This window comes from Shewanella sp. NKUCC01_JLK, from assembly GCF_019345615.1.
GTDB classification, from domain to species: domain Bacteria; phylum Pseudomonadota; class Gammaproteobacteria; order Enterobacterales; family Shewanellaceae; genus Shewanella; species Shewanella oncorhynchi.
Map to the genome: position 1 here is coordinate 147,712 of NZ_JAHKRD010000003.1, position 20,322 is coordinate 168,033.

The window sequence follows — 20,322 nt, forward strand, 5'->3', positions numbered from 1 at the left end:
AATTACCTCGTGGCTGCAGCAATGGGAGATACAGTTTGGCCTACGACCAGCTTATGCAGCCCTTGGCTGACATAGATTTCATTAGGCTGAATCGCGCCTTGAATGTAGGCCATGTCTTGGGTGGTGTAGAGGATTTCCACATCGCGGCGCTCTATGATGGATTGCTGTTCATCGTTTGCGATGACATAGAGATTCCATAATCCGCGAATACCATCCGTCAGTGCGGAAATAGGTACCCAATAGCCCGGTTGCGGGATTTGCTGTTGTTGATGCAGATACGCAATTTCACCGTTAATCACACGGGCATCTTGGGGTAGGCTTATTCTCAGTTGCAGGGTACGACTGATGGGATTGACTTCTGCGCTAATACCGGCAATTTCAGCAGTAAAGGTTTGATCTTGCACGCTGACTTGCACTTGCTGTTTGGTGTGAAATTGTTCTGCTAGCGCAACAGGAACACCAATATAAGCTTCAGGATTGATGTTACCCACTAAGGTGAAGATAGGACTGCCCGCGGCAATCACTTCGCCAAGATTATGTAGCCTTTGGCTTATGGTGCCGTCAAAGGGCGCCACTAAGATGGATTTATCGAGCTTAAGTTGATTGGCATGCTGTGAGGCAAATAGGCGGTTTTTCGCTGCGGCTAAGCTATTTAATTGTGAGCGGTTTTCATCTAATAGCTGCTCAGAGACATAGCCCGATTTTTTCAATTCTTGATTACGTTTTAGAGTGCTGGTGGCCAGATCAACATCGGCTTGGGTTTGTGCCAGACTTGCTTGGATCTCTTGACGCTCGGCTTCGAGTAGCCGGGTATCGAGAACGGCAAGTATTTGTCCTTGCTTAACTTTACTCCCAGAATCGACCTGTAAATTGTTTAACTTCCCCGCTAGTTCAAAGCCTACACCTGTGGTATTACCTGCACGGATGGTGCCAGTGAAGGTCTGAAAGTGTTCATAACTTGGGGTCTGGATCAACGCTTGGCTTGTGACTGTGGGTTGCGTGGCTGTCGTAGCGTGTTCGGTGACTTCCTTTTGACAGGCGGATAATGTGGCTAAAGCAAACACGCAGACGCTAAGAGTACGCCAAGAAAGTCGGGCAGTTCGATCCATTTTAAAGGCTTCCGCTGTAAGTTAAACGTTAATACTATGTAACTAGACTTGCTAGTCTAGTTGCACAAAACTAGACTGTCTAGTCTATTTTGTGCTTAACTAATGCCAATTAATTATGTCTATCTATTTGAGAGTTGATATGACGCATTCCTCTGAGACGCAATTACCTTTGAGCCGTAGTGAACAAAAACGTCAGCAAGTCCTTGTGGCTGCTATTGATTTGTTTTGTCGTCAAGGTTTCCCTCATACCAGTATGGATGAGGTTGCAAAGCTTGCGGGCGTGTCGAAACAAACCGTATATTCCCATTACGGTAGCAAAGATGAATTATTTGTTGCGGCAATTGAATCTAAGTGTGTTGGCCATAATCTTAATGATGATTTGTTAAGTGATCCCACTAAACCGGAATCGGCATTAACCCAATTTGCCTTGCAATTTGGGGAGATGATTGTCAGTCCTGAAGCTATTACTGTATTCAAAGCCTGTGTGGCGCAATCCGAAAGTCATCCTGAAGTGTCGCGATTGTTCTTTGATGCAGGCCCTAAACACATAGTGGGCTTATTGGCGGATTATTTAGTCGCTGTAGAGGCGTTAGGGCAATATCGATTTGGTAATGCTCATCATAGTGCAGTGCGTTTATGTTTAATGTTGTTTGGTGAGTTAAAACTTAAATTAGAATTGGGATTAGTGGCCGATGAACTTTTTGACGACAGGAATCATTATATATTGGGTTGTGCTGACATGTTCTTGAGGGCGTATCGGGTAGAGTGAAGGCTTGTTTGTTTTAGAGGTATTAGTTTGTATTTTCATTTTGAAAGTGTGAACCTTTTTATTCAATAGCGCGTATTATGCACAAAAATTTATTCATTATTTTAAATGCAAGGAGCTAGCGTGGCTAATCGAGAACTCGCACCATTAAGCGTAAAACAGCGGTTGCTGAAAGGCAGTTTGTTATTGTTACCGTTAATGAGCTGTGCCGCTATTGCAGCGGATAAACCTTCGCAGGAATACAAACCTTTTAGATTAAGTGTCACGCAGATCAGCACCCAAAGCGCCGAGGTAGCTAATGGCAATACTGAGCTACAAAGGGACAGCTTATTACTGAATGCTGGGATGAATGTATCGCTGGATAAGCAATGGTCGCTAGGCTTTCGTGTGGGCTATGACAGACTTGATTATGACTGGCGTAACATCACGCTTACTGGCGCAAACAATGTCGCACCGCTGTTTGGCACCGACGGACAGAATTGGGATCATATTAATCGTTACCGTGCCGGAGTGTCGTTAAATTATCGCATGGATAAACATTGGGCCTTCTTTTTAGCGCCGCAGATCCAATATGCCTACGCCGATACTGCATCGGCTAGCCAAGCTCAGAGTTACGGTATTGTGGCATCGGCCATGTATGCATTTGATTCGGGAAACATGATTGGCTTTGGCGTCGCGTATCTTAATGATATCGATGAAGTTCGCACAGTGCCTTATCTTGCCATGCGTTGGCAGATAGATGAACATTGGACACTAGCTAATCCATTCCAAGCTGGTTTTAGTGGTCCAGCAGGACTAGAGCTTAGTTATCAATTCAATCCTGATTGGAATATTGGTTTGGGTAGTTCACGTCGTACTGAGCGATTCCTTATTGAGGATGATGATATTGCTGTAGAAACGAACGAATGGGTGAGTTATCTGCGTGGCGGTTGGCGAGCAACGCCTGCTTTAACCGTAAATCTCTATGCTGGTTATTACTTTGATGGTGAGTTAGAAGTGACAAATCAAGCCGCGCTTGAAATGGATAACCAAGGCGCAGCGGCCTTGGATATCGAATTCAAATTCTAACGTTAATGTCAGTTATTTGCCCAGCATGGCCTCTTTGAGGCTTTTCTGGGCTGGCTTATCACCTAGCCAAATTTTTAACAGTGCTTGACGGAACATTTCACCTTCGATGGTGGCTTGTTCCTGACCATTTTTATAGGCCGTCACGCCGCGGGCTTTATTGGCGACTAAGGTAAATTGGTCACCTTCTTTAATTTCTTCCTTAAACAGCGCCATAAAGGTATCTATCTGCGGTTGAATATCGGCGGTGTTTTCTGCTGTCGCTTGTTCAAAACCTTCAGTGATCGCATCGCGCATTTTTTCTGAGGTGATCATGCCAGAGGTAATGTTAAGGCGTATCGCTGCAACTGGTGCATCAATAACCGCTGCTGTGCTACTCAATGCTGCTGGCAAATACAAACTACCTACATATAAATCCATAAAGAACTTACTGCGAACGCCCGCGCCATTGAGCTGTAATGTTTGGCTATCTAATGTCACTGTCTCGGCGACTTGCACTCCTGAGACTTCTTTGGCCATTAATGTGTGGGGTAATAACAGCGCGCTTGCTAGGGTAAGAGTGGAGAGTAACTTCATAATACACCTCATTTTTCTATTTTAATTATTGGGTTTTAAGCAGATTTTTATGAGTATTTACAGCAAAAAGTTGACCCCAACTTCTCAAATACTCGGCACCGAAAACGGATGTTAATCTAAAGAAGAGAGGAGTGATAGGCTAAGTGTGCTTACGCATCATTCAAACATGGTTAAATATGGCATACTCATCATTAAATATGAGCATGCCAACAAGATGACTCATCGCGCTAAATTATCGGCGTAAAAGTGTTGGCGTAAAGCTATCGATGGGAAATCATCAGCGTTAAGCACCCTGTATAAATTATCCGCGAGTGCCTAGCTTGTACTGACCACTCTGTTCGAACATCACCGCTTGTTTCTGTTTTGGCGAGATCAAAATGGGACCGTCGTCAAAGAAAAGAAAACACTTCCAATTGCGGACGAACACATCCCAACGAGTTTCAATAATCTGATATTTTTCATAGCAAAAATACACCAGCGTCTCATCGGGCCATTGTATAAACTCAGCTAACATGGTGGGTAAACTGCTATCTTCACTATCCCAAGCGCTCTGCCAATGATCTGTTTCCACCCAAGCATCAGCCTTCGCCGCCCAATCTCCCTTAGTAAATTGCTCCGCACGACTACTCTTGTTGCTGATCCATTGGTTCCAGATTTCCATCGCACTTTTATCTGTTAACGGCAGGATATGCGCCTTGTCCTCGTCGGTGACAGGCAAGTCTTTGTGGTTGAAAATCCACTTACGGCGGTAAGTTTCTAAAGGTATATAGGTATGAGCCAAACAAAATCTCCTAGGATATGCAGATGAGCAATGCTGAAACGAGGCTAATTATACGGTCTAGCGAGGTAATAGTGAAATCACCGAACACGAATATGCGAGTTCGGTGATTTTGAGCCTGTTATTGTGAGACGTTCATTAGTCTTGTGAGTTCAGATAAGTAATCACGTGCCACTTGATTATCGGGATCGGCATTAATTGCATTAGAAAATGCAGTGTGCGAAGCTTCTACTTGATTGATTTCAAACATGAATAATCCAAGTTTTATCCATGTTTGTGTATCCGATGGATACTTCTCTAAGTAATCTAGGTAGACATTAACTGAGTCTTGAATCTTGCCTTGGAGTTTTAAAATATGCGCATACTGAGGCATGTACTCATCACTATAAGCCAAAATTTTGACTAGAGTTGCTGTTGCAAGCTCAAGGTTACTTAGTTTGAGCGCCAGTAAAATAATATGCTTTAACTCCATCTCAGTACAAAGTTCTTCAGGCAGAGCAAGTAAAGTATCTAATGCCTGTTGCGGCTGCTGTTCAAGGCTGAGTTGGAATGATAAGGCGAGGTGATATAATCTTTTTGTTTCGTTATCTTTTTCAATGAATGGAAGCAAGTTACTCACAGTTATGGCTAAACCATAACTGTTTTTGGACTGATTTAGTCGTATTATTTTTGTGTAAACATGCTCTATAGCGTCACCTGAGTTCAATTTATCGACGTAGGCTTGTCTGACTTGGGTAAGATTATTGCTATATAACAGATTAAGTTTTGATAATATATTTTCTTCATCAGCATTAAAAATATGAGACTCGTGCATTTTTTTCCATATAAAAGCTCTACCCGGTTGATTCTCCTCTTCCCATTTTATAGCTAATTCTATCAGAGGGGTATTACTGATCTCGTTTAATCTAAATTGGAGTTTTTGACATGCATTTTCAACCAATCTTAGAATAATCGAGCAAATTGATGAGAAAGCATTATAGTATCTAATTGACATAGTGTTTATATGATGCTGAGTCCAGCTTTCAGTATCTCTAGTTGTCAAGAACTTTGAAAACTCAAAATAGCCGTATACTTTTATTATTTTTGATAAGTCACCGTATTTATTATTTAGTTCCTCTTCTATCATGTTTATTTTATTAAGAGTCAATGCGGAAGATTTAGAGTTTAAATTTAAGGTTTGAGAAAGTCTTTGTGCTTTTTTAATTATTTTCAATGCTTTTGATAGTTCAGTTTTTTTTGTTAAACAATCGGCTAGTACATTAAGTAAATCATTTTTTTTATTTTCAATAAATATGTCTGTACAGTTTATTTCTTTAGATTCATATTTAGCAAGGTTAATTTCATTTGTATTTTTGTAAGATATGCCTTGTATTTTTGCCGCACTGTTGGATAAATTAATTATTTCAACATCAAGATAGACTCTTGCTTCATGTTCAAGAGACTCCATGGCATGTTTGAGTTGTAATAATGTTTCCGCTTGATAGCCATCATAGGTTTCTACCCATATTGTATTATGTCCTAAACTAGGGCCAAGACTCGCCTCTATTGTACCATTTGCATGACTGTAACCAGATTTTGAGTAACAAAAATCAACACCACTTAGTAATATTCTAGAAAATCCCATTTCAATGGCTAAACGCACAGAACTATTCGTTACTGTTGGTCCAACTGTAGGAATATTATCATTATCAATTTTATTGCTCCAAGGGAGCCTTTGGCCCATGTAAAGAGACTTTCCTTGCCATTGAGATAAAATTTTTGGACTAATATGATATGAGTTAACAAGAAGTGTTTTATCATGTAAATCAAACATACCACGACTTACATCAAAGCTTACTTCTTGTGGGTCTACGCTTACGATAATGTCTGGAACTATCCCTGAATTAGCTAGTTTTCCTGCAATACGTGAAACTGAAATTATGTATAATTTATTTTGGTTATCTTTAATCCAGTCAATGTTTTCATCTAATGAAGGCCCACCTGCAATAATTATGCAGGTTTGTTCTTTAAATGTATTTCGCAGCAACTTAGATTGAGTGTGATTGTCTGCAATATTATCTAGTTGTGCATGGAAAAATATTTTTTGAGTAAAGTTCACTCGGTTATCAAAGTACTCACTTTGTAATCTTAACTCTAAAATGTTAAATAGAACATTGTAATCTTCGATGTGCCGAGCGGCAACGGCAAGAGAGGCATAAAGATAACATTCATCTTTAGCTATGAATAGCTTAATATCATCTTTGCTAAATAGCTCATCTAAGCCAGATTCATCGATAATAATTATTTTATTCTTAAGTTCTGTAGGAATGTCAATAACCAAAAGTGGAGTGATTGATGAGAGTTCTATAAAGACAAATTTACTACCGTCAGGGATGTTGTTTTCAAGTATGAAATTTGTTAATAACCCAGAGTCCATACCAATGATAATGTTCAGTCTATCTTTCTTACTGAATGAATTTTTAAATTTTTTACTATAGATTGTTTTTGAGTCAGCTTTCTCAAAAGTATGGCGATTTACACTGGGCAAGTAGTACTCGTTGAAGCGACTTATTGCAAAGTTATTCAATATGTAGGTATGTAGTTGCATGTTTTCCTCTTTCTTACGAACAACTTAAAAGTGTGCTTTCAGAGTAATAACTATAGTGTCACTTCCCTGAGGTTCATTGCAAGAACGACACAGCGGTGCAAATTTCGCTCCAACAATATTTTGACACAATGAAGCTGGCTTTTTTGTTGCATAAATGTAATATTTAAAGTCGTCTACAGTAATGGATAGATAAAATCTTCATATTTTATCTATACTTGTCTATAATCACATATCTTAAGTCGTATGATGTTCTTGTGTCATCACCATAAGTTTTTTTTGGCGCAAATTATGCTTAGAGATGCAGTATTGACAAATTTACTTATTGTTGTCTCATGTTGCTAATCGAAAATTTGGATAGTTTAGTGGGGAAAGTCTATGTTTGATGACAAAACGATTTTGATTACTGGTGGCACAGGGTCATTTGGGCAAAAATATACCAAAGCAATTCTTGAAAGGTACAGGCCTAAACGACTTATTATTTTCTCCCGCGATGAGCTTAAGCAATACGAGATGCAACAGATATATAATGCGCCATGCATGCGATATTTTATAGGTGATGTGCGCGATAGTGACAGATTAAAACAAGCATTTAAAGATGTTGATTATATTATTCATGCTGCTGCGTTAAAGCAAGTTCCTGCTGCTGAATACAATCCAATGGAATGTATTAAGACAAATATCCATGGCGCTGAAAATGTCATTCGAGCCGCTATCAGTAACAATGTAAAGAAAGTGATTGCTTTGTCGACGGATAAAGCGGCAAGCCCAATTAATCTCTATGGTGCGACTAAACTAGTTTCTGACAAATTATTTGTAGCGGCAAACAATGTTGTTGGTGACGGTCAAACGCGATTTTCAGCGGTTCGCTATGGTAATGTTGTCGGATCGCGTGGATCTGTCGTTCCTTACTTTAAACAGTTAATTGCCAATGGTGCTACATCTTTGCCTATTACCCACCCTGAGATGACCCGCTTTTGGATTACGTTGCAAGATGGAGTGGATTTTGTGCTTAAAAATTTTTCTCGTATGCAAGGTGGCGAAATTTTTGTGCCAAAAATCCCATCCATACGATTAATTGACCTTGCAACGGCCTATGGCGCTGAACTTAAACAGGAAATTGTGGGTATACGACCTGGTGAAAAAATGCATGAAGTGATGTGTCCTGGCGATGATTCACATCATACTATTGAGTTTGAGGATCATTTTGTCATAACCCCTAGTATTAAATTCTTCAATCGTGAAAATGATTACACATCTAATTTACTGGGTGAAAAGGGTAGATTAGTCGAACAAGGTTTTGAATATCATTCAGGTAATAATCCACACTTTTTAACTGTTGATGAAATCCTTGCTATGGATGCGACTGTATGATCCCTTATGGTAAACAAGATATTAATCAAGATGATATCGATGCCGTTGTTGCAGTGCTTAACTCTGACTATTTAACGCAGGGGCCAAATGTGCCTGAGTTTGAACAAGCTATCAGTAACTATGTCGCTGCAAATTATGCAGTTGCAGTTAATAGTGCGACATCTGCTTTACATATTGCATGTCTTGCACTTAATGTTGGTATCGGTGATATTGTTTGGACATCCCCCATCACTTTTGTTGCTTCGGCAAACTGTGCGCTTTATTGCGGTGCCAAGATCGATTTTGTTGATGTTAACTCTTCAACTGGCAATATGTGTGCTCAAGCATTAGAAGCCAAACTTATCGTAGCCAAATCAGCTAGCAAACTCCCGAAGGTTATTATACCTGTGCACATGGCTGGTCATAGCTGTGATATGCAAGCAATAGGACAACTTGCTAAACGATATGGTGTAAAGATAATTGAAGATGCATCCCATGGTATTGGTGGCTCATATCAATCGCAGAAAATAGGTTCATGTCAGTATAGTGATATAACTGTGTTTAGTTTCCATCCAGTTAAAATTATTACCACTGCAGAAGGCGGCGTCGCTACGACTAATGATACACAATTAGCTCAAGCAATGCAGAGTTATAGGAGTCATGGGATTACTAAATCTGCAGGAGTATTGGTACGACCCGATGAAGGGGATTGGTACTATGAACAACATCATTTAGGTTTTAATTACCGCATGACTGAACTCCAGGCGGCATTAGGTAATAGCCAAATTAAGCGACTGGATGAGTTTGTAGAAAAAAGAAATAAGCTCGCTAAACATTACGAGTCGGTACTTACTCATTTAAATATTGAATTTATCCAGCCTCTTACTGATAGTCTGAGTGCTTATCATCTTTTTATTATACAGTTACCAACGTATATTGATCGTAAGTTAACATTTAACCTAATGCGTTTGGCTGGCATTTGTGTTCATGTGCATTATTTTCCTGTATATCTTCAACCATATTATATGAAGATGGGCTTTGTAGAAGGATATTGTCCAGGGGCTGAAGCCTACTATGCTAACTGTCTTACCTTGCCACTGTTTCCAGAGTTGAATGAAATTGAACATGATTTTATCATTGATGAGCTTGTAAAAATTATAAGTAAATAATAAATATTTCTTTCATTTTATTTTTTCAAAGATATCTATTACATTACTGCCCCATTTTTGAGATATTTCTTTCATTCTACCGCGTGTTGGGGCATAAGTAGGAATTATATAGATTGGAATGTTGCTATTAGCAAGTTCTATACTTGATGAAATGTTTTTTTCTTTATAAGTATGACCAGATAGTTCGTAATCATAAAGTAAAATTAAATCTGATTTTATTGCATCAATCAATTCTGGATAAAATTCAGTTAATAGATAAAAATCCCCACCAATCCCCCAAATTCCAACTTTTTTATTGTGTTTTAAACTCTGCTGGACGGCATCAAAAAGAGCACTCTGATACTGCTGGTATTTACTGAATCGTCTTACTATCGCGGACATTGCTGTGTTTACGATCGTTTGACTGACTATAGACTCTGTAGTGGTAGATCTTTCTAATAAAAGCATCAATCTTGGAATGTTCCCTGTTGTTAGTTGTTGCTGTTTAACAATTTTCAACCCCGCTTTTTGGGTCAGTAATGTCATAGAGTCTTTTGTATAGTAATGAATATGCTGACCATGCACGAGATTAGTTACAGCTAAGTTGTCGAGAAATGCATCTTGGCTGCAATCAGGGACTTCTATAAATATGTAACCATTATTAGTTAAACAACTACTTATATTTTTCAGAAAATTAACTGGTTCAATAATATGCTCTAATACATGAGTACTTATTGCTAGTGAGATAGGTTTATGACTGAAGTGTTTTTTTATGGTATCTAGCTGATTTAAATCTGCACCGACATGATCAATTGTACTTGAATGGATATGATTATGGAAATCTACGCTTGATAATTTCAATGAGTGATTTGAGTACTCAAGTTCAATATGTTTTAAGGTTTTCCCCGCTCCAGCACCAAAGTCTACTATATGAATACCTTTTGTAATATAATCAGCGATAAAGTCTGCCATTTCTTCATAAGGAGATTTATTGCCTACAGGTGTATCGCACCACATGTCAGGTTCTAGATTATTTGAAAAATAAAGTGCATTAAATACTTTAGGAGTATAAGGAATGGTGACTTGAACGTGATGGCAATGCTGGCACTGGCCGATTGGAAAAGAAAGCGTTTTTCTCACTAGTTCGGTATTGCTTTTATCCCAAATACCTGAAATAAGTGTATCTATGATTTTCCAATTTTTATGAGAACATATTTTGCACGATGTTTGCGAAGTGAAAGTAGTACTCATTTTATTCATTCTCCTTAAAATAGTAGTCTATAACGTTGTGCCAATCGCGGGATATTGCTCGCATCTTAATGCGTGTTTCTGCAAGCATAGGACTCATAAATACGTTATAGTTGAAAGTTGGAATATTGCTACTACACAATATTCTTTGAGATTGAATCTCTTTGTCTTTGAGAATATAATCAAAAAGTACTATATCCCCTTGTGAAATATGTTTATTAAGATCGGTATTTTCATTAATAAGATTATAAAAATCAGCACCAATTCCCCAGAGGCCAACCTTGCCTTGTTGATTTATTTTTTCGCGTAGTACGTTAGCTAATTGCGAACGGAGTGCACGACATTGCGCCTGATAATGACATATAACATCAGCGGTATTGAATTTTAAAGTTGAAATGCAGATCTGTTCGAGTTGGCTTGGTGATAGTAACACTAGTAGTCTAGGGATATACCCTGTCGTCACTCTTGTTAGTTTTGTTACTTCCAAACCAGCGAGTTGTGCTGCATAAGTAAGTGAATCTGCTGTAAAGTAATGAATATGCTGTAAGTTAATCAAGTTACTCATACCAATTGAATCGATATTATGTCGTTCTGAAAAGTCTGGCACCTCGATGAAAATAACCCCGTTTGGACTTAATTGTTTTTTTATTTGCCGCAAAAATTCAACGGGATTGATTACATGCTCTAATACATGAGACGCCATCGCAAGATCGATCCCATTAGGCCAATAATTATTTGGTAGATTGTTAAGATGGTTTAGATCGAATGATAAATAGCGAATATTATTTTGCGAAAAACGGTTATTAAAATCAATACCTATTAGCGTACTCTTTGGTGTTGCGCGATTCGCTGCTTCTAAAAGCTTCCCTTCGCCACAACCCAAATCGACAACTATTTCAGGCGCAGAATCACCTAATGCAAAGTTAATCATCTCTTCATAGGGACGATTATCATTTACAAGAGATTCATGCCACATGACTGCCTCCTGCTTGGAGTGAAAATACAATTTCTTAAACAGTTTAGATGTATATTTACTGCTGATTTGGACATGCCCACAATGCTGACATGTTGACAGCGGATAATCTGACGATTTACGAGTCAGTACTTGGCCGTTTTCGTCCCATATCCCAAATGAGATATGAGAAAATATCCGCCATTGTTGAGTGTAACAAAGTTGACATTGAGCCGTGGGCATAGAGGTCGTCCTAGTTAGTGATACCACCATCAATAGTGAAGGTTTGTCCGGTAATAAATGCTGCGCCATCAGATAAAAGGAAGCTGATGGCTGGAGTGATGTCATCCACAGTACCTAGCCTATGCATTGGGGTTCTGCGGATGATTTGGTCTCGCTTTTTGTCTGTCAGGGTCGATGACATTTCAGTGTCTAAATAGCCTGGAGCTATGGAGTTTACGGTAATATTTCTGCGGCCATTCTCTCTGGCGAGAGCCCGTGTTAATCCATCAAGACCAGCTTTAGATGCTGAGTATGCGGCAAGACCTGTATAGCCACGGTTGCCGATAATTGAACTGATGTTGATAATTCTTCCTGCACTGTTTTGCCGTAAGAAAACCCGTAATGCTTCACGAGCTAAGTAGAGTGCACCATGTAGATTGACTTGCAGAAGAGTATCGGATTCAATATTTGGAAACGTCGCTAAAATTCCCTCTTTAGCAATGCCAGCATTGTTAATTATGCCCCACAGAGGAGTATCTTGGGCCCAATCACAAGCTTGTTTTACAAAGTGCGAAGTCTGTTCCGCATTACCTATCTCAGCATAAAACCATTGAAAAAATGGATATTGTGCTATGAGTTGATCAACTTCAGCTGTTTTTGTTCGGCTGCAAGTTGACACCTTATAGCCTTCTTCTAACAGAGTTTTGACTATTGCAAGCCCAAGTCCTCTGCTTCCTCCGCTGACAATGACATGTTTCATTTAATCGTTCTCTGTTTTTTCCCTGCATCAGTTAATGTTATCTGTTCAGAGAATATAATAATTCTAGGTTTGGCAGCCGGTTCTAGCTGATAACTAAAAGTATCTAGTTCAGCTCTAGCCAATTGTGGATCTTTCGCGCAGAGCTCAACACAGACTAATGCACCAGTAATGGGATTCGCTTTAGCAAATACTCGAGCATCAATAATATGTTCTAGTGCTATTATCTTTTGCTCTAAGATTTCAAGGTTAACTTTAACTCCACCAACATTAATTAGATTATCCAGACGCCCATTAAATAAGATTCGATCCCCCCTCTCTATAATACTGTCACCAGTATCTAGCTGCAGACCTTCTTTATTCAATATAAGTGTGTGTGTTGCTTTTAATTGCCAACCATTAAGGTACTGATTTAGCCAGGATTTAGGGAAACCTGCTAAACCATCTTTTACTGTAAAGACAACGCCAGCTTCAGTTGTTGCATAAATATGCCTCAGTGCTACTTTAGGGAAAAATTTTTTAATGTCATCTAAAATAGACTGTGTGGCTATTTCACCTCCCAGACTAATCAGTTTAAAATTGGGGAGGGAATCTCCCCAAGCAAGTAGCATTGCACGGAACATTGATGGTGTTGCACTTATGGCATTGATCATATAGTCGGAGGCCAATTTTGCTTTTTGCTTTATATTTGCATCGACGTTGGATACTAAAGTATCACCAGACACTACTGTTTGTAATATAACTTGTAAACCGGCAAAACTCATCGGGTGATAACATAAAAGCCAACGAGTCTGTTCTGAATGAGATTTACTATTTTTGGGGAGTAGACTACCAATGGAGTGAAATATAAGCTTCGGAGCTCCTGTTGTTCCCGAAGTGAATAAACCGACTTCAAATTTTTTGGGCAAATTATCACTGTCAAAAACTTGAGCATTTCGGTTAAATATAACGGGAATATCCCGTTGTTGACCTATCACTAGGGCTTTAAGCATTCTAGATACTAATGGGCCATTATTTTCGGGTTTACTACTTACTTCAATATAATCAAGTTGTTCATCAAATATCATTGAGTCAAGGTTTGCTATTGTATAGCAAACTTTATGTTCAATTAGTCTGAATTCCCTACTTAACTCAAACATTAGGTTAACATACCTTCATAAAGATTAATCAGTTCTCCAACTGTATGAAAAGTTTTAAATCCTTCTCTGAATGGATCAATCCCCGTTGACATCTCTAAGCTAACTATTAAAGTTGCAAGGTCCAAGGAGTCCATCGGCAAATCATTTAAAAAATGATTATTGAGTGAGATATTAGGACAGATTTCACCTTTAGCCTCAATAATTCGACGTGTTTCATCAATGATGGTTGTATTTAGGTTTTTCATACGAAGTTCCAATCGTTAAATGCGGCTGAAATTTTTTCTAGACTATAATGCTGTTTCTGACTAAGCCAATCCTCCTTGAGTTGTTCAAAAATATAAACATCTAAAAACTGGCCATTTTTAAATATATGCTGCTTTAAAAAACCCACTAATCTTGTTTTATGCAAAGTTTGTAGTTTAACGACTTTCTCATTTGCATTGAGCACATGATTAACAATTTTATTCATTTTTAATTGATAGAAGACATAATTACATATATAAGTATGCATTGTTACACCATACTTCAATCTTGCAGCTCTTTCATAAATATATGAGCCAGTACTGCAGCGTTGGTGTACGTAGTCGATATCGCTGAAACAGAGAAAACCTATAGACATTCCATCGTCTTGAATCATATAGCCTCTATAGTCTTTACGGTCTTGTAAAGATTCAATCCAAGCTTGCTGCTTCTTAAGTGATGGTTCTTTAAGGTCAGTAAACATATGTTGGGTAATTTCTGGTGATGTACGCCATTTCAATAGCTGTTCAGCATCATTTATATCAATGCGCTTAAAATTGAGTGCCATGTTTTACTTCTTAATTGGCGAGATAACCGCCTTCAACGGGTAAGGTTACCGCATTAATCCATTTCGCTGCATCACTTAATAAAAAAGCGACGGCATTTGCGACGTCTTCTGGTTGACCAATGCCCATGGGATGTTGGTCTAGCATGTGCTGAAATTGAGCTTCCGTCATGCTGTTTTTTGTCCGCTGCGCCATTTCGGTGGCAACTAACGCAGGCGCCACACAATTAACCCGAATATTATCTCTTAGTAGCTCCATTGATAACCCTCTGGTTAATGACATTAATCCTGCTTTACTTGCACCATATAGAGTATTCCCAGTCTGGCCTATTAGACCAGCGATAGAGGAAACAAATACTATAGCGCCTTGCTTATTTCTATCTCGCTTGAGACGAAATCCCTTAGTAATAGCCATTGCACTAGCAAGGTTGACATGCATGGTTTCATCGAAAAACTCTTGGTCAAACAAGCGTATCGGTTTGGTTACTTGCATACCTGCACAGTGCACAAATCCGTCAAAATAACCCTCTGTTTTACTCAGAGACTTAAACCATTCACAGAGCTCGTCAGTTTTGGCCATGTCAAATATAGCAATGCCATGTCCATCCCCTGACATTAGGTTTAATGTTTCTTGTAAGCTTTCAAGTTGGCGTCCATTGATAATGACTTTCGCACCAAGTTGTGAAAGCAAAATGGCACACGCTCTACCAATACCAGCAGAAGCACCAGTAATCAGTACACGTTTACCACTAAATTCCATTGGGTTATTTAATACCATTCTGATTACAATCCTAGGCTGTGAGATGTTCTTGTACTAATGCAACAAGATCATTAACAGTCTTTATTTGTTCTAACTTATCGCCTTGGATCACAATATCAAAATGTTCATCTGCCATGGCTATAACGCTTAGAAAGGCTAAAGAGTCCCATTGTTCAATATCAATCAGTACTTCATCACCTTGTAAAGTGTTGTTATCAAGCTCTAGGATATCTTCAAGTTGATTTAAAAATTCTTGTTTATTCATTTTATTTACCTCTGAGTATGGTTTTTTATCGTTTCTAATTTGTTATCGGCTTAACAGCTGATTGCATTAGGTCAGTGTGGCGCGCGTTGTATGATCTTGGCATTAATCTGAGCTATTTCAGGATGTTGTTGTAATAGTTGACATATTTTTCGGGGGGAAGCATTGAGCCAATTTTCCCCTAATAGTCCTATCAATGCTGTCGCTAATTGTAAGTCTTCACTTTCATCAACGCACAGTCGGAATTCATGCCAATCTAATTGGCCTGTTTCAACAGGCACGATAATGCAGTCAGGCTGAGTATAAAGGTAAAGCGTCACATGTTCGCGCTCTGCTGCTTTAGTCGCATTTTGATAAGCTTTGGTTAGGCTTGCCATGCTAAAAACTTCAACATCGAAGCCTCTAGGAAAGTAATTCAAACTAATATGTGTGTATTGTGAATTATCCCCTTGCCGATGCTTTGTAATTGCTTCATCAATCAAGGTAGCTGAAATTAATGGACAGTCGCCCGTAAGTCTAACGATTATATCGTCAGGTGTTGCTTTTGTTTGCAGAGCAGCGTGATAAAAGCGTGAAAGAACGTCTGACTCACTTCCACAAAAGAATGGCTGCTTCTTTAGCTGGCAAAATTTAACTATAGGTTTATCAATCTCTGTATCACTTGTAGCTAAGATATGTGAATTGACTAATTTAGCTTGGTGAACTCGTGCGAGATGATATTCAAGCATAGGCTTACCTTGTATTGGAGCCAATACTTTACCCGGTAACCTGCTCGAACCCATTCGAGCTTGTGTAATGCAGATCACTCTTTGCATTTTGAATTCTGCTTTTTCAAAGGTATTGAAAGATGTAGCTCAGATAAGGGGGTACCAAATGCAATGTCAACAATTGCTCGCTGATCTAATATTTGCGGCAAATAGCGAGTGTGCAGTCCCTTTGCTGGACGAACTGAACGAATGTTTTCCTCTGTAAAAGGTTCACCTTTTTTTATTGTTTTACTCACGTATAAAGAACGGCGAAAATCTCTGCCTCCAGCCTCACTTGGTTTTACATCATAACCTGCAATACCTAAGGCTTTGAAAACTTTAATTGTTTCTTGCTTTAACACTGCAAATTCATTCGGTTCAAGTGAGAATGCAGAATCGACAGAGCCATCAGTTTTATCAAGAGTAAAATGTTTTTCTAGCACTGATGCACCAAGGGCTACTGCAGTAATCGCTGCAGTGTTATCAATAGTGTGATCACTCAAGCCTATTGGAAAGTCAAATCTACGGCATAGATCGGAAATAGTACGTAAATTACAATCTTCAATTGGTGTTGGGTAGCCGCTTATACAGTGCAATAGCGCGAGTTGTGTTCCACCTGCATTGGCAATAGTGCTGACTGCTTCGTTGATTTCATCAAGTGTTGCGAGCCCCGTGGACATTATTATAGGTTTGCCAGTTTTTGCTATGGCTGTTATTAGCCCAATGTCATTAATTTCAAAGGAAGCAATTTTATACGCAGGACAATTAAGTGACTCGAGTAACTCGATAGCAGTTTTATCGAATGGTGAAGAAAATAAGGTAATATTGTTCTTTTGGGCTCGTTCAAAAAGTGCCTGATGCCATGACCAAGGAGTATGCGCCTCTTGATATAAATCATACAGAGTCCGACCTGCCCATAATCCACCTTCGAGCCTAAATTCTGGGCCATCATGGTTTAGTGTAATAGTATCTGCGCTATAGGTTTGAATTTTTATTGCATCCACTCCAGTTGCCGCAGCTGCATCTATCATTGCTAATGCCTGTGACAAATCACCTTTGTGGTTGCCTGATAATTCTGCAATGACATAAGGGGGATGTAATGGTCCAATTTTACGGTCATTGATCGAAATTGTAGCATCAAACATTGCTTTGCCCCTCTAATAGCTCATCTAGCTCAAGACGCCACTCATTATGAAAGTGACGGATCCTATCTTCACATTTACCGAGTAAGCCTGGGGTATTACTGCGGGCCATATTTTCTTGACAAGATTCGGCAACTACACGATCTTCTTCTAAGATCGTATGATTAAATTGTGTAAAGTTAATGTTGACGGCCATTTTGACGGCTTCACTTGTTGCTTTGCCGTTTGATCGCTTTATCATTCTTAATTGATATTTTAATTTTGTGTGTGTTGGATCTATAGGATCATAGGTTTGCAGTGACATTAAAGAGCCATTAGTTAGACCAATTGCAAGATTTGGGTAAATGAAGAAATGATTATAATCTTTATAATCAGGATGTTGTTCAAGTTTCAAATGTTTTCTTGCACCAGCCCACCATTTGTGGGTGGCATCTTGTAATGGGGTGTTTCCTGTAGTGTGACCATTGAAATACTCTATTTCACATTCTGCTTTAGCAAAGTTTGCGAAGGTTTCTGGGTGAGTACCTGCGACGTGATAGACTTCAAGGACTGTTTCACATGCAATTTTCCAATTAGTATTCCAAAGGTAGCTACCTTCTTGGACACGATCTGTAAAATCTATAGATATTCGCTGTAATATATTGAAATAGGGTCCTAAAAACTCAGTTAGAGAAGTTCCTGTATCAGTAACTCGTACGAAAATGAGTTCGCCACACATATCTAGTGCAAATTGCTTTAGAGCTAAGTGTTTTTTTTCTGTTTCATCTAGGCCAAAATCAGTCCTATTTTGAGGTACACCACTTAGTACACCATCGCTTTTATAGCTCCAGCAGTGATAGGGGCATCTCAGTGGGCGATTACCTCGAACATCTTGTTGAAGAGTTGCTTTTCTATGGCTACAAATATTTAACAGTGCACTTAGTTGGCCATTAAAGTTTTGCACGACCACAGGAGTATTGCCTATAGTGATTGTTATAAAGTCATTATTTTTTGAGAGATCATCTTTAAAGCCGACAAAAATCCAATTTTGTTCAAATACACGACTAAGTTCTTGTTTGAACGTTTGTAAATGATAGTAATGCTTTGGATGTATGGATAGTGACGAAATCATTGCTGTTCCATTTTATTCTTTAGGCCAATAATCAAATGTTCGATGATCCGCTGACAACCTTTAGTGTCAACCAATTGGCGAGCCTGTTCACTCATGTGAATCCTTTTGCAGGTATCATGCCAAAGAATAAGTACCTGTTCTTTGATTTTGTTCAATATGTCTTGATTCTGTGATGTGTCACTATCTTCATTCTCGAAGTTTCTAAGATCTATAGCATAATACCAAGTATTATTTAGTGGCGAGGTTAAAGCTGGTAACTGATTATCTACAGTGATCAATGCTAAGGTCGGTACGCCCATTGATGCAAGTTCGCCAAGTGTTCCCCCTGCAGATGAGATAGCTAAACCTGAAAGTGACATTATTTCTGCAACTGATTTAGGATTATAGATTAAGTGAAAATTAGCATGTTCCTTTTGCAATTCTTCAAGTAACAACTGATGTTGGTGAACTGTGCCTAGTAATAGCTGGATTTCTATTTCTGGGAGGCTATCAAGTAACAGTTTGGATATGGGGAGTGCTAAAGATTTACTGTCTGTTCCACCTAAGGTTATGAGTAAATTTTTTCGCTTAGCTAAGGGGATGAAGTCACATAATGTAAATTCTTGGCGTAAATAGGTGTATTTTGTTCCTAAACAAAGGGTCGCTGTTGGTGCAAATTGTTTGTATCTATCTACAGGAGCATTAGGTGCTGGATTGATGATAAGATCTGCAGTAAAGGTATTATTATCTAGCGCATCATCTAACTTAATAAGATAGATATCTAAATTTTCTAGTATGCGCCATTCTGAAGCGGTTAAATAATAATCATCAACAATCAGTGCCGTTGGTTTCAGATCCATTAATTCACGTCTATTTAATGGATTATTTATTGCATGAGTTGAAAAACCTTGTTGGTGTAGTTTCTGTAATAGCAGGTCTGAGCATGTCTTATAGATAAATACTATTTCAAATTGAGTTTGTGCCGCTTGCGCTAATGCTAACAACCTCATAATGTGGCCAGCGCCAATTTGCTGACTACTATTACCATATAAAACGATACGTGCTTTATCCTGCAAGAAAGCCCCCATCTACAATTAATGTAGTGCCAGTTATTTTTATACTCAAATCACTTACCAAAAAATATACACTATTAGCAACATCTTCTGGAGAGCAGAGCCCTAAAGGGTGGGCAGCGATCAGTGCTTGGGATTGTTGGTCACCAATGGTTTGAAATTGTTTATCTGCTTTTGTCCCGCTAACTACTGCAGGTGCAACACAGTTTACTCTTATGGACTTAATAGCAAGTTCTAGTGCTGCAGATTGAACCATTGAAGAGAGTGCAGCCTTTGATGCTGCATATAAAGTTCGAGCTTTCAATCCACGCTGTCCTGCGACAGAACCTATATATATAAAGCTAGCATTATGGGAATAAAATTTCGTTTTTGAAAACGCTGCGGTTAACATTACGGCTGCAGAAAAATTAACATCAAAATAGTTGCTAATTTGCTTTGCTGAAATGCTACGCAAGGGACTGTAACCTTGGAAGCTTGCGCTATGAACTAATCCATCAATAGGTCCATATCTCTCGTTTATAGTTTTTGCCCAAGACTGAATATCGTCGAGTTGGCTTAAATTATAAGGAACAACATGGTGAATACCAATTAACTGTGATTTTGTTGCTTCGAGAGCATCTTTTCGTCGGCCTATCAATATAAGCTTTGCACCGTGGGCATCTAATTTTTTACAAATGGCAAGACCGATATCAGAATCGAATGAAGCCCCTGTAACGATATATAGTTTATTTTTTAAATCCATCATAA

The 20,322-nt window shown here is 38.8% G+C and carries 21 protein-coding genes; 4 read left to right on the forward strand and 17 right to left on the reverse strand.

The genetic code is table 11. From position 1 onward, the window contains the following. Positions 1-2: 2 nt before the first annotated feature. Positions 3-1,109, reverse strand: coding sequence for an efflux RND transporter periplasmic adaptor subunit (locus tag KO537_RS04600; protein WP_219233954.1), 1,107 nt, complete (start codon positions 1,107-1,109; stop codon positions 3-5). Positions 1,110-1,248: 139 nt separating this feature from the next. Here KO537_RS04600 and KO537_RS04605 point away from each other — a divergent pair, with 139 nt between their 5' ends. Beyond that, entirely contained in the window at positions 1,249-1,878 is a 630-nt protein-coding gene (locus KO537_RS04605; RefSeq protein ID WP_219233955.1) for a TetR/AcrR family transcriptional regulator, read from the forward strand. A gap of 120 nt (positions 1,879-1,998) precedes the next feature. Continuing rightward, positions 1,999-2,943, forward strand: coding sequence for a DUF6268 family outer membrane beta-barrel protein (locus KO537_RS04610; protein ID WP_173497630.1), 945 nt, complete (start codon positions 1,999-2,001; stop codon positions 2,941-2,943). 12 nt (positions 2,944-2,955) lie between these two features. On the opposite strand, the gene KO537_RS04615 is transcribed toward KO537_RS04610, so the two are convergent. The 3 genes from KO537_RS04615 to KO537_RS04625 form a co-directional block, all read right to left on the reverse strand. Then, positions 2,956-3,516 carry a chalcone isomerase family protein gene (locus KO537_RS04615; protein ID WP_105251908.1) on the reverse strand — a complete coding sequence of 187 codons (561 nt, stop codon included), beginning with the start codon at positions 3,514-3,516 and terminating at the stop codon, positions 2,956-2,958. Positions 3,517-3,817: 301 nt separating this feature from the next. After that, positions 3,818-4,297 (reverse strand): DUF2947 domain-containing protein, encoded by a 480-nt coding sequence (locus KO537_RS04620; protein WP_219233956.1) that lies wholly within the window; start codon positions 4,295-4,297, stop codon positions 3,818-3,820. Between the two features lie 118 nt (positions 4,298-4,415). Further along, positions 4,416-6,881: a 6-hydroxymethylpterin diphosphokinase MptE-like protein gene (locus KO537_RS04625; protein WP_173243715.1), complete on the reverse strand. Its 2,466-nt coding sequence runs from the start codon at positions 6,879-6,881 to the stop codon at positions 4,416-4,418. A 375-nt stretch (positions 6,882-7,256) separates the two neighbouring features. Here KO537_RS04625 and pseB point away from each other — a divergent pair, with 375 nt between their 5' ends. After that, entirely contained in the window at positions 7,257-8,252 is a 996-nt protein-coding gene (pseB, locus tag KO537_RS04630; protein ID WP_173243718.1) for a UDP-N-acetylglucosamine 4,6-dehydratase (inverting), read from the forward strand. Then, a complete protein-coding gene (gene pseC / locus KO537_RS04635) occupies positions 8,249-9,400 on the forward strand; it encodes a UDP-4-amino-4,6-dideoxy-N-acetyl-beta-L-altrosamine transaminase (RefSeq protein ID WP_173243721.1) in 1,152 nt (383 codons plus the stop codon). The genes pseB and pseC overlap by 4 nt, the downstream gene beginning before the upstream one ends. 12 nt (positions 9,401-9,412) lie before the next feature. Here pseC and KO537_RS04640 read toward each other — a convergent pair whose 3' ends face one another. From KO537_RS04640 to KO537_RS04700, 13 genes are all read right to left on the reverse strand, one after another. Next, on the reverse strand, positions 9,413-10,630 hold the full coding sequence (locus KO537_RS04640; protein ID WP_173243724.1) for a class I SAM-dependent methyltransferase: 1,218 nt from the start codon (positions 10,628-10,630) through the stop codon (positions 9,413-9,415). 1 nt (position 10,631) lies between these two features. Then, positions 10,632-11,603, reverse strand: a complete 972-nt coding sequence (locus tag KO537_RS04645; protein ID WP_251071019.1) for a class I SAM-dependent methyltransferase — start codon at positions 11,601-11,603, stop codon at positions 10,632-10,634. Between the two features lie 229 nt (positions 11,604-11,832). Continuing rightward, entirely contained in the window at positions 11,833-12,561 is a 729-nt protein-coding gene (locus KO537_RS04650; protein WP_173243730.1) for an SDR family oxidoreductase, read from the reverse strand. Further along, complete coding sequence (locus KO537_RS04655) at positions 12,558-13,697, reverse strand: class I adenylate-forming enzyme family protein (RefSeq protein WP_173243733.1); 1,140 nt, start codon at positions 13,695-13,697, stop codon at positions 12,558-12,560. Before KO537_RS04655 ends, KO537_RS04650 begins: the two co-directional genes overlap by 4 nt. Then, positions 13,697-13,942, reverse strand: a complete 246-nt coding sequence (locus tag KO537_RS04660) for a phosphopantetheine-binding protein (protein ID WP_173243735.1) — start codon at positions 13,940-13,942, stop codon at positions 13,697-13,699. The genes KO537_RS04655 and KO537_RS04660 overlap by 1 nt, the downstream gene beginning before the upstream one ends. Then, on the reverse strand, positions 13,939-14,505 hold the full coding sequence (gene pseH, locus KO537_RS04665; RefSeq protein WP_173243738.1) for a UDP-4-amino-4,6-dideoxy-N-acetyl-beta-L-altrosamine N-acetyltransferase: 567 nt from the start codon (positions 14,503-14,505) through the stop codon (positions 13,939-13,941). Before pseH ends, KO537_RS04660 begins: the two co-directional genes overlap by 4 nt. A 10-nt stretch (positions 14,506-14,515) precedes the next feature. Continuing rightward, positions 14,516-15,280: an SDR family oxidoreductase gene (locus tag KO537_RS04670; RefSeq protein ID WP_173243741.1), complete on the reverse strand. Its 765-nt coding sequence runs from the start codon at positions 15,278-15,280 to the stop codon at positions 14,516-14,518. Between the two features lie 13 nt (positions 15,281-15,293). After that, positions 15,294-15,527, reverse strand: coding sequence for an acyl carrier protein (locus KO537_RS04675; RefSeq protein WP_173243744.1), 234 nt, complete (start codon positions 15,525-15,527; stop codon positions 15,294-15,296). A 71-nt stretch (positions 15,528-15,598) separates the two neighbouring features. Continuing rightward, positions 15,599-16,339: a glycosyltransferase family protein gene (locus KO537_RS04680; protein WP_173243746.1), complete on the reverse strand. Its 741-nt coding sequence runs from the start codon at positions 16,337-16,339 to the stop codon at positions 15,599-15,601. Continuing rightward, a complete protein-coding gene (gene pseI / locus KO537_RS04685; RefSeq protein WP_173243749.1) occupies positions 16,327-17,415 on the reverse strand; it encodes a pseudaminic acid synthase in 1,089 nt (362 codons plus the stop codon). The genes KO537_RS04680 and pseI overlap by 13 nt, the downstream gene beginning before the upstream one ends. Continuing rightward, positions 17,408-18,523, reverse strand: a complete 1,116-nt coding sequence (locus KO537_RS04690) for an aromatic ring-hydroxylating dioxygenase subunit alpha (RefSeq protein WP_173243752.1) — start codon at positions 18,521-18,523, stop codon at positions 17,408-17,410. Before KO537_RS04690 ends, pseI begins: the two co-directional genes overlap by 8 nt. Continuing rightward, positions 18,520-19,578, reverse strand: a complete 1,059-nt coding sequence (pseG, locus tag KO537_RS04695) for a UDP-2,4-diacetamido-2,4,6-trideoxy-beta-L-altropyranose hydrolase (RefSeq protein WP_173243755.1) — start codon at positions 19,576-19,578, stop codon at positions 18,520-18,522. The genes KO537_RS04690 and pseG overlap by 4 nt, the downstream gene beginning before the upstream one ends. Continuing rightward, positions 19,568-20,320, reverse strand: coding sequence for an SDR family oxidoreductase (locus KO537_RS04700; protein ID WP_251071020.1), 753 nt, complete (start codon positions 20,318-20,320; stop codon positions 19,568-19,570). Before KO537_RS04700 ends, pseG begins: the two co-directional genes overlap by 11 nt. Positions 20,321-20,322: the final 2 nt, after the last annotated feature.

Coding starts and splice junctions, on each gene's coding strand:
- KO537_RS04690 (WP_173243752.1), bottom strand. CDS start 18,523: ATGATTTCGTCACTATCCATACATCCAAAGCATTACTATCATTTACAA.
- KO537_RS04670 (WP_173243741.1), bottom strand. CDS start 15,280: ATGGTATTAAATAACCCAATGGAATTTAGTGGTAAACGTGTACTGATT.
- KO537_RS04625 (WP_173243715.1), bottom strand. CDS start 6,881: ATGCAACTACATACCTACATATTGAATAACTTTGCAATAAGTCGCTTC.
- KO537_RS04645 (WP_251071019.1), bottom strand. CDS start 11,603: ATGTGGCATGAATCTCTTGTAAATGATAATCGTCCCTATGAAGAGATG.
- KO537_RS04600 (WP_219233954.1), bottom strand. CDS start 1,109: ATGGATCGAACTGCCCGACTTTCTTGGCGTACTCTTAGCGTCTGCGTG.
- pseB (WP_173243718.1), top strand. CDS start 7,257: ATGTTTGATGACAAAACGATTTTGATTACTGGTGGCACAGGGTCATTT.
- pseC (WP_173243721.1), top strand. CDS start 8,249: ATGATCCCTTATGGTAAACAAGATATTAATCAAGATGATATCGATGCC.
- KO537_RS04675 (WP_173243744.1), bottom strand. CDS start 15,527: ATGAATAAACAAGAATTTTTAAATCAACTTGAAGATATCCTAGAGCTT.
- KO537_RS04655 (WP_173243733.1), bottom strand. CDS start 13,697: ATGTTTGAGTTAAGTAGGGAATTCAGACTAATTGAACATAAAGTTTGC.
- pseH (WP_173243738.1), bottom strand. CDS start 14,505: ATGGCACTCAATTTTAAGCGCATTGATATAAATGATGCTGAACAGCTA.
- KO537_RS04660 (WP_173243735.1), bottom strand. CDS start 13,942: ATGAAAAACCTAAATACAACCATCATTGATGAAACACGTCGAATTATT.
- KO537_RS04650 (WP_173243730.1), bottom strand. CDS start 12,561: ATGAAACATGTCATTGTCAGCGGAGGAAGCAGAGGACTTGGGCTTGCA.
- KO537_RS04605 (WP_219233955.1), top strand. CDS start 1,249: ATGACGCATTCCTCTGAGACGCAATTACCTTTGAGCCGTAGTGAACAA.
- KO537_RS04640 (WP_173243724.1), bottom strand. CDS start 10,630: ATGAGTACTACTTTCACTTCGCAAACATCGTGCAAAATATGTTCTCAT.
- KO537_RS04615 (WP_105251908.1), bottom strand. CDS start 3,516: ATGAAGTTACTCTCCACTCTTACCCTAGCAAGCGCGCTGTTATTACCC.
- pseI (WP_173243749.1), bottom strand. CDS start 17,415: ATGTTTGATGCTACAATTTCGATCAATGACCGTAAAATTGGACCATTA.
- KO537_RS04700 (WP_251071020.1), bottom strand. CDS start 20,320: ATGATGGATTTAAAAAATAAACTATATATCGTTACAGGGGCTTCATTC.
- KO537_RS04680 (WP_173243746.1), bottom strand. CDS start 16,339: ATGCAAAGAGTGATCTGCATTACACAAGCTCGAATGGGTTCGAGCAGG.